An 11,949-nucleotide genomic window follows, 5' to 3' on the forward strand; every position below is an offset into this window, starting at 1 on the left:
ATGTTGAAAAAAGCTATTTTATATTTAACGATTTTATTTTCAAGTTCTGCTTTTGCTGGAGAAGTTGGCATAGCTGATAAAGCTGATAATGGATTTATGATGATCTGCACAGCATTAGTTCTGTTTATGTCTATTCCGGGCATTGCTTTATTTTATGGTGGTTTATTGCGCTCTAAAAATGTGTTATCGATGTTAACACAAGTATTGGTTGTTTTTTCGCTAATTTCTGTGTTATGGATTGTTTATGGTTATTCACTTGCTTTTGGAGAGGGTAACTGGTTTTATGGAAATTTGAATCACGCATTATTAATAGGTATAAGTATTAATAATGTATCAGGAGCTATTTATGAATTAATTTGGGTCGCATTCCAAGGATCGTTTGCTTGCATTACCTGTTGCTTAATTCTGGGCGCTTTTGCTGAACGGATTCGTTTTTCAGCAGTACTCATTTTTATGGTGCTATGGTTTACATTTTCATATATTCCTATGGCGCATATGGTATGGGGTGGTGGTATCTTAGGTGATGAGGGAGCACTTGATTTTGCCGGTGGCACTGTAGTACATATTAATGCAGCGGTTGCAGGAATAATTGGTGCTTATTTTATCAAAAATCGCATTGGTTATAATCGTGAACCACTAAAACCGTTTAATTTGCCTTATGTTTATCTTGGTGCAGCCATTCTTTATATTGGATGGTTTGGCTTCAACGCCGGCTCATCAACACATGCTGACGAAATTGCTGGTTTAGCTTTTATTAACACAGTTGCAGCAACTGCCGCCGCAGTTTTAGCATGGACATTGGCTGAATGGTTCTTCCGCGGAAAACCATCTTGCCTTGGTTCAGCATCGGGTGTGATAGCTGGATTAGTAGGGGTAACGCCAGCCGCAGGTCTAGTCGGGGTAGGTGGGGCTATGTTAATTGGCTTTATTTGTGGTTTTGCTGGTGTTTGGGGTGTATCAACACTCAAACGAATTCTAAAAATTGATGACACTTGTGACGTATTTGGTGTACATGGTGTATGTGGCATCGTCGGTTGCATATTAACAGGTGTATTTGCATCAGAATCCTTAGGCGGTGTCGGTTATACACAAGGTATTACTATGGTAAGCCAAGTTGCTATTCAGTTGATGAGTATTATAACTTGTGTAATTTGGACCACGGTTATTTCTTTTATTTCTTATAAAATTGCAGATCTTTGCGTTGGTTTGCGTGTGTCAGAAGAACATGAAAGAGAAGGGCTTGACATCAATAGCCATGGTGAAAGTGCATTTAATAGTTAACTGCAAACACAAAAAAGCTCATATTTCGAGCTTTTTTGTTTCCTACTATTGCTATAATGTTGTGGTCGTGCTTAGTGTGTTACTTTCTATTCTACTTATTGTGATATTCCAAAGCTTAATCGTCCCAAAGCATAATTGCATTATCATCGGTTAAAATTAAAGGTGGAGCAAAAAGATACTCTTTAACTTTAGCGGGTAAAGCTTGCATATCATTAAAATTAAACTGCAACTCAGGGTAAGCGTTAGCGATTTTTTTGATTCGAGTATCTAATAACTCCTTTACCTTATTAGATTCTTTGGTAATAGCAATTTCATCTTTCAGCATACTAATCTGCTTTTTATGGTGCTCTGATTCAAATATTTCATTAAAAATAAAGGAAAAACCGCCTTTATTAGTTCTATTACTATCATGATACTCCCTATATTCGGAATGGTGTAATTTAAGTTCCTTAACACGTAATGCAATAATCTCATCAATATGATCAGTATAATAATTTAATGTAGGATCTAAATAAGCTAATGTTCTATGTTCAGGTATTGCATCATTACTATGTACTAAGGTAAATAAAGGTTTTTTAAATGTCTTCATTCTGTCACTTCCTTTTTAATTAAAAGAAAAAGGTAACAAGACCTTCAATACCAAAAAGCGATTGTTACATTTTACGTAAAGATCTTTCAGGGTAACATGGCGCTTTAATATAAAGATCAATAATATTTCAAATAGTTATTTTAATTCTTCAAGAAATATTCAAACTAATGTGTTCGAATTACAAAGCAAAAAAGTTTAAAAAATAAAAGGCTATTGGTAACAGCCTTCGCTAGATAAACAGTTCCAAATGAAAAAATAACTAAAGCATGTTCGTAACATACTAATACTCAAAATATCAATTGTTATATTCTAAGGCTAGGCTAAATAGCCTTATTTACTTATAGGTCATGTTTTAAAGGCGAAGACGGTATCAACCAATAGCACAACGCCTTTACTTAATACTTGACTAAAACATCTCAAGAGTCGAATAACGAACTATTTAAATAGTCATGACTCTTATTAAGACATATTTAGTTTTGGAGAGTTCAATAATATTGCTAGATATAATTTTTTTGTTAAAGGTTCTTCTTTAAACCTCATAAATACAATGTAAAACTAACACATCTATCATAATAATTTTTAACATGTTTGATTGCTAATGCGTAAAAATAGTGTGACTTATAAAGTTATTCATCTTTGGACTAAATTTTAGCAAAGCTAGCTAAATTGACAAAACAACTATAGATATGGTGATGATAAATTAGGTTTTCAATACCCGAGGGCATTATTACTTCATTGCTTTTGCAATACTAACAAATAAAGCTAGTTCGCTATTTATTAATCAAGACGAAGTCAAATCATTATACCACTTTTTTACTAAATAATAAATACAAATGTTATTCAACACTTCAGTTAAGTATCTAATCAATGCTTAATAATAAGCTAAAGGTGGGCTAGATTGTTTTTTAAATGCAACTAATATTTTGCTTAAAATAGCGTTTTATTTAATGGTTAAAAATGACTTACAATAAACTATACGGGTTTATATTGTTTTAAAAACGATTATTAATTAATTTTTAAATAAAATGAGCTAAAAACAACTAAAATAAATAATAAGGGTAGGGTATTTGCCTACCCAGTTATTTTGAGTTAATTCACTTTTTTATGTTTTTTAAGTTCGGCAAAGCAATTGCGAGCAGGATGATAATCACGCCTACCCATTGATTAAAATAAACCGATTCATGCAAATAAAAAAATGAACAAGTCACTGCAACAGGTAGTTCTGCAGCTGACAGAATCGCACTCAAAGAAATACCTATTCTAGGTATTCCGATTGAAAATAAAAAAGGAGGTAACACAGTTCCAAGTAATGCTAATAAAAATCCTAATTGATATAGTTTATCGCTAATATCAAGCTTAAAGAAAAACAAAGGTGGAAAAATTAAAAAGGTGATAAAGCAGGCGCCAGTAATCATTAAAGCACTTTTTTCAAGTTTAGGTAATTCATTACCAATATTGCTACTAGAACTAATAAAGAGCGAATACATTAGCGCAGCTAGAAAGCCAAAAAAGCAACCTGCTAAATTTAAACTAATATCTTGATTAAAAATACCAGCTGCTAGGCTACTTCCAAAAATAATCACAATAACGGTGATTAGTTGGGTGATAGAGGGTTTATTTTTGAAAATAACAAAATCAATAATGACACTAATCCATAAATATTGCATTAATAAAATAATTGCAATTGATGCAGGTACTAATTGCACGCATTGATAATAACAAATACCTACTAACCCAGGAAAAAGCCCAACGGCAAACACCTTCCATTTTTTTGTTGGTTGAGGTATTTTAGTAGCCGAATTTGATAATGCATTATCCGTTGTTGTTTTGGGCTTGCGGATTGTTTTAACAATAAGGTGAAGGCTCCATAACATTAGCATCCCCAAAAAACACTGGACACCAGTAACTTCGCCTAGTGTATAGCCTGTTTTATAAGCAGTTTTTACAATTGAAGAAAGCACACCAAAACTACATGCACCTAAGAAAACCAAAAAACCACCTAAAAATTTATCTTTCATAATTAAATCTCGTAACACTAAAAAAATAACATTGTTGAATATATCGACAAAAAACACAATAAAAGCCCTAGGGGGACTTGTTTTATTCAACCCCCTATGGCTTTTAACTCATTTATTTAAAAAATGTAGCAAAACAGTGATAAGTGATATTCTAAAGTCCGCTAATCTACATAAACAAGGGATTACTCTACAGAATTGTTTTTAGTATAGTTATAATTAAATGAATAATAAAAAACAATACCTAGCACAAGTGCATAAGAAGCAAAAATTAACCAAATTGTTTGCCAATCCTTAACACCATTATGCGTACACATGTCAACAACAACACCACTTAAAATCGAGCCAAAATAAGCACCAATTCCGTTGACCATGGTCATAAATAGTCCTTGAGCGCTAGCTCGAATATTTGAGTTAACTTCTTTTTCAATAAAAATAGAGCCTGAAATATTAAAAAAGTCGAATGCACAGCCGTAAACGATCATTGAAAGCATAAGTAGTACAAACCCGAAAGGTGTTGGATCACCAAATGCAAATAAACCAAATCTGAGAGTCCAAGCAATTATGCTGATCATTATGACTTTTTTAATACCAAATTTTTTGAGAAAAAATGGGATAGTTAAGATAAACGCAACTTCAGCCATTTGTGAAACAGATAATAAGATAGCGGGGTATTGTACAATTAAACTATTTTGAAATTCCTGGATTTTACCAAAATCATGTAAGAAAGCGCCACCAAAAGTATTAGTGATTTGTAATATTGCACCAAGCAACATAGCAAATAGAAAAAACACCGCCATTACTGGGTTTTTAAATAACACAAACGCATCTAACCCTAAATAAGAACTCCAAGACTGTTTTGGTTTTTTTTGCGTTTCGATATTGGGTAAGGTTGAGCTATAAATCGCAAGTATTAAAGAAGCAATGCAAGCAACATAGAGTTGAGCACTGCTCAACTCTAATTTACATAAACTGACAGTCCACATTGCAATAATAAAACCTACTGTACCAAAGACGCGTATTTTAGGGAATGTGGCTACCGTATCTAAGTTATCTTTATCTAAACAGTGATAACTAATTGAGTTAGATAAAGCAATAGTAGGCATATACGCTAACGCATTGCCTAACATCGCCCAAAATAAAAGCGTTGCATTGTTTATTGATGCAGCATAAAAAAGTGCAATTGCACAAATGGCATGGCAAAACATATAAAGATATTTGGCTTGCAAAAACTTATCAGCGATGATACCAACAATAAATGGGGTAATTAATGCAGCCAAAGCTTTAGTGCTAAAAATCATTGATACTTCAACACCTGAAAAGTGCAAAGTATTTAGTAGACAAGCACCAAACGTCATCAACCAACTTCCCCAAATAAAATATTGGAAAAACATCATTATTTTTAATCTATTTTTTATGTTCATTGTTTATTCCTAAAATAAAGTAAAACCTTTTATAGAAAACCACAAATAAAAAGTACTGATTAAAAACGTTCAATCGTTTTTGTAATAAGTTGTAAAAAGGTTGATTTAACGCGTTCTGCTGTTTCTATCACTTCTTCATGCCCTAGCGGTTGATCTAAAATGCCACAAGCCATATTGGTTAAGCATGAAATACCAATGGTTTTTATGCCTGAATGATGCGCTATAATGGCTTCTGGTACGGTTGACATACCAACCGCATCGGCACCTAAAACGCGGATCATTCTAATTTCGGCTGGTGTTTCATAAGTTGGACCAGTCCACCAAGCGTAAACACCTTCACGTAAGGTAATATTAAGTTCGTTTGCTACATCCATTACTGTTGCGCGCAATTGTTTGTTATAAAGCTCACTTACATCTAAAAAGCGCACGCCTAAATCAGGATTATTAGGTCCAATAAGTGGATTATTAGCAGTTAGATTGATATGGTCGGTAATCAGCATTAAATCGCCTGGTTTAAAGCCAGTATTCACTGCGCCACATGCATTAGTGATAATCAATTTTTCAACACCTAACATTTTCATCACTCGAACAGGGAAAGTGACTTGATCTAACGAAAATCCTTCATAATAGTGAAAGCGACCTTTCATTGCCACGACTGTTTTGTCGCCACATTTTCCAATAACTAGTTCATTGGCATGGCCAACAGCGCCAGATTTTGCAAAATGGGGAATTGTGTCATAAGCAATATGAACAGCATCTTCAAGTGTATCGGCAAAAGGTCCTAGACCTGAACCTAAAATAATCCCAATAGTTGGTTTTTTATCTGTGTGTTTTTGAATATAGTTAACGGCTTGTTGAATATCTGAAGTTTGATGCATGATGGTATCCTTTCAAAAAGTTAAATGCTAAAGTAACACAGGCACAATAAAATAAATAATAACAATCTATTATTTGGCTTAATTGGATAATAAGTTTATAAAGTAATTAAAAAACAGAATAAACTCTGAGGTATATATTATGATGATCTTCACTCAATAAAGAAAGGTGAGAATGGCGGTATCTTGGATTGAATGAGAGAATGTTTTTTTTACTCTTTATTATTCAATATATTAAATTAAAAATTAATTTTGATGATCAACATTGATCAAGGCGAAAATCGCTATTAGGTTAGTCGATCTTCACCAGAATAGATCACACCTTTATCACCTCTAAAAAATCCTAATAACGTCAAGTGACACTGTTTGGCTAAATCAACAGCCATTGAGGTTGCAGCTGAAACCGCTAACAAAATCTCTACACCACAATTAGCCGCTTTTTGTACCATTTCGTAGCTAGCACGGCTTGATACTAATACCACGCCTTGTCGAAAGTTAGCGTTGTTAGGCAATTGCATTGCTCTAAATCCAAGCAGTTTATCTAATGCCACATGCCTGCCAATATCTTCAAAACCTGCTATAAATTGCCCTTTCAAATCTAACCACACGGCCGCATGTGTGCAACCAGTCTGTTCACCTACATGTTGAACTTGCGATAAATAGTTTAGCGTAGCACTAAAATCAGTTAGTTTAATCTGGCTTGTTAAAGGCAAAGAAGGAATGGTTTGGTAGACTTGATCTATTTGCTCAGTGCCACAAATACCGCAGCCTGTGCGCCCTGTCAAATTACGGCGTTTCTCCTTTAGTTCACTAAAGCGCCGAGACGAAAGTTCAATCTGCACTTCTATACCTTTGGGGCTATTAACAACATCAATACCATAAATATCATTAACTGATTGAATGATATTCTCAGTTAATGAAAACCCAATTGCAAAATAATGTAAATCTTTTGGTGTTGCCATCATTACTACATGAGAAATTCCGTTATAAATTAATGCAATTGGTTTTTCAATAGCTAGTGTATCAGGCTGTGGATTTTGTAATTCACTATTTTTAAATTTACGCACAAGAATTGATTCTATACCGATTGCCATAATTTATCTCTTATTAATTGGGTTATCATTAAAGCTATCATAAGTGTAAGCTCAAATGTTAATGAATTTAAAAAACGCTAATACTGTGTAAAATTATACAACAGATAGCGCTCTTAGCTCTAAACGCCTAATATTATGGTAAAATGACTAATTATAATCAATTGATAGTTCACAAGCTAACCCATGTCCCTACACGAAATTACATTGACAACCATGCAATTTATTGAGCATCATCAAATTTGGGCGTTACCGATTATATTTTTATTAGCATTTGGGGAGTCATTGGCGATTGTCTCGCTTTTGGTTCCTGCGACTGCTGTTTTATTGGGGATAGGCGCTTTAATTGGTGGCGGTGCAATATCATTTTTACCTGTATTAATTGCTGCTACTGTGGGAGCTGTTTTAGGGGATTTCTTATCTTATTGGTTAGGAAAGCACTATCATCAACAAGTCATTGCTTCATGGCCTCTCAATAAACACCCTAAATTAGTTTATCGTGCCGAACAATTCTTTTTGCGTTATGGAGTGCTAGGAGTGTTTATTGGGCGCTTTTTTGGGCCATTACGTGCAATTGTGCCATTAATCGCTGGCACAATGCATATGCCAGCTGCTAAATTTAATCTAGCCAATATTGCATCTGCACCCGTCTGGGCATTAGCATTGCTTGCTCCCGGCGCTTTCGGTGTGCCATGGCTAGAAACACTATTTAACTAAATGGTACCAACAGTATAACTACGACGCCCACTTTTGCGACCTAACGCTTCCAAATTGGTTTGTAATGGTGGGAATGGTAATGTCAAATGATGTTCACGATAAGCTTCAAGTATTAGCTTATGTATAGCGCTTCGGAGCATCATGCGGTGTCCCATTTCGGCAGCAAAAACACGTAACTCAAACAACTGAATACCTTCTTGAATATCTACCAAAAAGACCTGAGGTTCAGGATCGTTAAGCACATATTCACATTCATTTGAAGCTTGTTGTAGCAGTTTGATAACCAGATCACTATCAGCATCAATCGTTGCGGGAATGGTTAACACAATACGCGTTATCGAATCAGATAACGACCAGTTTACCAATTGTTCCGTAATAAAAGCCTTATTAGGCATTACAATTTCTTTGCGATCCCAATCCACAATGGTAATGGCACGAGTATTTATTTTAGTGATGTTGCCTGTTAAATCACGAATTGTCACTGTATCACCAATGCGTACTGGTTTTTCGAATAAAATAATTAGACCAGAAATAAAATTGGCAAATATTTCTTGTAAACCAAAACCTAACCCAACACCGAGTGCAGCAATGAGCCATTGAATTTTAGACCAATCGATACCAATAAAAGAAAACGCAATCATGCAACCTACCATCAAAATAATATATTTTGAAACAGTAGAAATAGCATAACCTGTTCCAGGAGCTAGCTCTAGATGCTGTAAAATGCCTAACTCTAACAAAGCAGGCAAATTTTTGACTAACTGTACGGTAATTGTCATGACTAAAATCGCAATGCATACCGCTCCAAGAGTAATGTATTGCTCAATTTCAGTGCCGTTAACAATAGCATTTGTTTTCCACAGTTTAATATTATTCATAAAGGCAAAAGCTGAATGTAGTTCTGACCATAACAAAATCATACTAATGAGCGCAATCATCATAATAATTGATCTCACTAAATGTAAAGATTGAGCACTAATAGCATCTAAATCAATAACGGGTTCATCAACGTTGTCGCTAAGTGAATTAATATCTTCATCGTGTGATTTGGCACGTTGCATGCGCTCTAAGCGGCGTTGCTTGGTGCGCTCAAATTCAATACGGCGTTTTTGGATCCACATCCAACGGCGAATCATAAAATAAATAACTAACAGCGCAAACCAAATAATGACCGATGCTTCAAGACGCCCCAATAGCACTTGGGCAGTCGATAAGTAGCCCAAACAAGCCGCAATAATGGCAAGCCATGGCGCACTCAATAAGATAAACCATAAAATATGACTTAATAAATTATCACCAGAGCTTTTTTTATCAATATAAAGAGGAACCCCTGCACGATGAATGGCGTTAGTCATAAACACTAAAGCAAAGCAAAGACAAATAAACGCCGTGCGACCAATGGTAGCAGCAAATTGACGATTGTTGTACTCATCAAAACTCATGACTATCATTACTAATGGAATCACAAGCCAAATCGAAAGTTGATAATATTTCATTGCTGCACGTACGCTACGTTCAGGCCAACCAAAGTGGGCAATAAAAAGCCCATTCGATGAGGCAAAATGGGCTGAAATAATAAATACCCATAAAATTGGTGCTGCCGCATTCACTCCATAACCTAATGCAAAGGCGACGGGATAATCCCAATTAATCTGTAACGCATAACCAAATACTGCCCACAAAATTGGCACAGGTAACGCCATAATTAATGAAAACATAACCACTTTTAGCGTTAAAGAATAACTATCTTGTGTTACTTTACCGACGCGGCTGGCTGATTTATTTAAAAAAATGTTATATTTAGCGCGCATCTTAAAATGCGCAAACACAAACATTAACGACAAAATAATTAAAAACAGTGGCTTTGGTGCACTAAGCACTTCTGCGCTCGCATTATAAAGTTGTGAAAGGGTATCGATCGAAAAAATCACATAAACCACATCTTTAGCTAAGTTGATTGGATAGTTCATCGATATTGGGTTGACATCTGCCACCCAAAAAAAGTAACGATGTGCAGCATCGTTCACTTCGTCAATTGCATTAGTGAGTTGCTTATTTGCAATTTTTAATTTAGTTAATTCTAAGATGGTGGTATCTGTACCAGAAATAAGCGTCTTAAGTAATTCGGTTTGTTCTCGAATTAAACGGCGATATTGTGTGGCCTCTTTCACACTATTAAGTGGATTGGTTAAAGTTGGATAATCATCTAAGGAAGTTAAAATATTGCTATAATTAAGTTGTTGGGCTTTTGCTTCAGCAATTTCGGCATCAAGCGCTTGCGATTTAGGTTTTTCGGGTAAGCGTAACAATTGTTGACGTAAAGTTTCGCCAAGCGCTGTTGAAAAGCTCAGCCATTCGCCTTGCTCATCAAGCGTGGCTAGCGTATTTTGTACATGTGAAATCTGTGTAGTGATATTGTTTTGTTCATTAATAATACTGGTTAAATGCGTTTTTTGTAGCTCCATATTTTGTCTGAGCTCATCATTTTTATCACTCAACAGGTGAACAACTTGTGAAAGATCTTCTTCATTATTAATGATTGGCAGGGTTTCTTCAGCAAAGGTGAGTGAAGAAAACAACGCCACAGCAAGGCACAAAACACTACGAATCCACATAAAGCTATATCCTATTGGCTAATTTTTGACCCACACGAGTAACATCCCCCACCTTAAGATAGCTTTCAAACTCAATAGCATTTGATGCAAAGAGCGTAATAACCGTTGAGCCTAATTTAAAGCATCCCATATCTTGCCCTTTGGTTAATTGTATCCCTTCGGCATAAGTCCAGCGTTTCATAATACCTTCACGCGGTGGCGTAATAATGCCTTCCCATGGCACTTCTATACTACCAACAATGGTTGCTCCCACTAAAATTTGTGCCATTGGCCCAAATTCGGTTTCAAATAAACAAATCACACGTTCATTACGTGCAAAAATATTTGGAATGCTTTCGGTTGTTGCTTTATTGACTGAAAATAGTGAACCAGGCACATAAATCATCTCACGCAAAATACCGTCACAAGGCATATGAAAACGGTGATAATTTTTAGGTGATAAATAAGTGGTTACATATGAACCATTTTTAAAAAACTTAATCATATCAGCATGACAAGCAACCAGAGATTCTAAAGAATAAAAATGCCCTTTAGCTTGTAACATTTGGGTATCTTGAATAGTACCAAATTGGCTAATGACACCATCGGCCGGCATAATAACTGAGCTATCTCCAGTATCAATCGGGCGGGCATCATCATTCAATTCACGAGCAAAAAAGTCATTAAATGTTTTAAACGCTTTTGCATCGCTAATTTTTGCTTCGCTCAAATCTACTTTATATAGTTTACAAAAGCCCATAATCATCCATGTTGTGACCTTTCCCAACTGTTTTTTGGCAAGCCAACCAAATATAGCGGTTAATAACTGTTTAGGTAGAAGATACTGAATAATGGCTTTTAACTGATTTAACATATATCACTCTCAATAAGTTCGCAAATGCGAACATTATAACAATATTTACACATAAAGTGTAAAACGACTGAATCTTATAATATATGATATTAGTTACTTACATTTTTAACACATTGCACACCACAGAAAGCAATATTGTTCATCATTGTATGCATTAGTCACCTAAGTTAGATAAAATTTATTTAACAAAATGGTATGGAAGTAATGAAATAAAAATTCACTGAGTGAATCATCACTTGAGCAGAAAACCTGTACTTCAACTTGATGATGGATGACAATTGATGTGTATTTTGCCACCATAATTAATGAGTGGTGAGGGCTATTTAAAACGCCAAAATGAAAATTTATTAAGGCGTTATTCTTGTCGAATTTAAAGCAAAATTCACAATATGGCGGTAAATAAAAATTATTTTATCCATAGGTATTTTAGTGCTTAATTTTTAAATGAAATAGTCATATTATTTGATTATGTGCTACTACTCGCTAAAA

8 protein-coding genes and 1 pseudogene are annotated in these 11,949 nt (G+C 34.9%); 2 read left to right on the plus strand and 7 right to left on the minus strand.

The window, feature by feature from the left end; genetic code table 11:
- Positions 1–1,281 carry an ammonium transporter AmtB gene (gene amtB, locus A9G45_RS04360; RefSeq protein ID WP_065568450.1) on the plus strand — a complete coding sequence of 427 codons (1,281 nt, stop codon included), beginning with the start codon at positions 1–3 and terminating at the stop codon, positions 1,279–1,281.
- Positions 1,282–1,396: 115 nt separating this feature from the next.
- On the opposite strand, the gene A9G45_RS04365 is transcribed toward amtB, so the two are convergent.
- The 5 genes from A9G45_RS04365 to fdhD form a co-directional block, all read right to left on the minus strand.
- Complete coding sequence (locus A9G45_RS04365) at positions 1,397–1,870, minus strand: hypothetical protein (RefSeq protein WP_065568449.1); 474 nt, start codon at positions 1,868–1,870, stop codon at positions 1,397–1,399.
- A gap of 1,094 nt (positions 1,871–2,964) precedes the next feature.
- Positions 2,965–3,888, minus strand: a complete 924-nt coding sequence (locus tag A9G45_RS04370; RefSeq protein ID WP_065568448.1) for an EamA family transporter — start codon at positions 3,886–3,888, stop codon at positions 2,965–2,967.
- 182 nt (positions 3,889–4,070) lie between these two features.
- A complete protein-coding gene (locus tag A9G45_RS04375) occupies positions 4,071–5,309 on the minus strand; it encodes a nucleoside permease (RefSeq protein WP_065568447.1) in 1,239 nt (412 codons plus the stop codon).
- A gap of 59 nt (positions 5,310–5,368) precedes the next feature.
- Positions 5,369–6,187: a purine-nucleoside phosphorylase gene (locus A9G45_RS04380; RefSeq protein WP_065568446.1), complete on the minus strand. Its 819-nt coding sequence runs from the start codon at positions 6,185–6,187 to the stop codon at positions 5,369–5,371.
- A gap of 284 nt (positions 6,188–6,471) precedes the next feature.
- Positions 6,472–7,278 carry a formate dehydrogenase accessory sulfurtransferase FdhD gene (gene fdhD, locus A9G45_RS04385; RefSeq protein WP_065568445.1) on the minus strand — a complete coding sequence of 269 codons (807 nt, stop codon included), beginning with the start codon at positions 7,276–7,278 and terminating at the stop codon, positions 6,472–6,474.
- 183 nt (positions 7,279–7,461) lie between these two features.
- Here fdhD and A9G45_RS04390 point away from each other — a divergent pair, with 183 nt between their 5' ends.
- Positions 7,462–7,992 (plus strand): DedA family protein, encoded by a 531-nt coding sequence (locus A9G45_RS04390; RefSeq protein WP_065568444.1) that lies wholly within the window; start codon positions 7,462–7,464, stop codon positions 7,990–7,992.
- On the opposite strand, the gene mscM is transcribed toward A9G45_RS04390, so the two are convergent.
- Complete coding sequence (mscM, locus tag A9G45_RS04395; protein ID WP_065568443.1) at positions 7,989–10,607, minus strand: miniconductance mechanosensitive channel MscM; 2,619 nt, start codon at positions 10,605–10,607, stop codon at positions 7,989–7,991. The genes A9G45_RS04390 and mscM overlap by 4 nt on opposite strands.
- Positions 10,608–10,614: 7 nt before the next feature.
- Positions 10,615–11,460 (minus strand): annotated as a pseudogene (asd, locus tag A9G45_RS04400) (archaetidylserine decarboxylase); the annotation flags it as partial.
- Positions 11,461–11,949: the final 489 nt, after the last annotated feature.

It is taken from the genome of Gilliamella sp. HK2, from assembly GCF_001690265.1.
Classification (GTDB): domain Bacteria; phylum Pseudomonadota; class Gammaproteobacteria; order Enterobacterales; family Orbaceae; genus Gilliamella; species Gilliamella apicola_C.

Excerpts from the sequence above, each read along its gene's own strand:
- amtB (WP_065568450.1), top strand. The coding sequence starts at position 1 with ATGTTGAAAAAAGCTATTTTATATTTAACGATTTTATTTTCAAGTTCT.
- A9G45_RS04365 (WP_065568449.1), bottom strand. The coding sequence starts at position 1,870 with ATGAAGACATTTAAAAAACCTTTATTTACCTTAGTACATAGTAATGAT.
- A9G45_RS04370 (WP_065568448.1), bottom strand. The coding sequence starts at position 3,888 with ATGAAAGATAAATTTTTAGGTGGTTTTTTGGTTTTCTTAGGTGCATGT.
- A9G45_RS04375 (WP_065568447.1), bottom strand. The coding sequence starts at position 5,309 with ATGAACATAAAAAATAGATTAAAAATAATGATGTTTTTCCAATATTTT.
- A9G45_RS04380 (WP_065568446.1), bottom strand. The coding sequence starts at position 6,187 with ATGCATCAAACTTCAGATATTCAACAAGCCGTTAACTATATTCAAAAA.
- fdhD (WP_065568445.1), bottom strand. The coding sequence starts at position 7,278 with ATGGCAATCGGTATAGAATCAATTCTTGTGCGTAAATTTAAAAATAGT.
- A9G45_RS04390 (WP_065568444.1), top strand. The coding sequence starts at position 7,462 with ATGTCCCTACACGAAATTACATTGACAACCATGCAATTTATTGAGCAT.
- mscM (WP_065568443.1), bottom strand. The coding sequence starts at position 10,607 with ATGTGGATTCGTAGTGTTTTGTGCCTTGCTGTGGCGTTGTTTTCTTCA.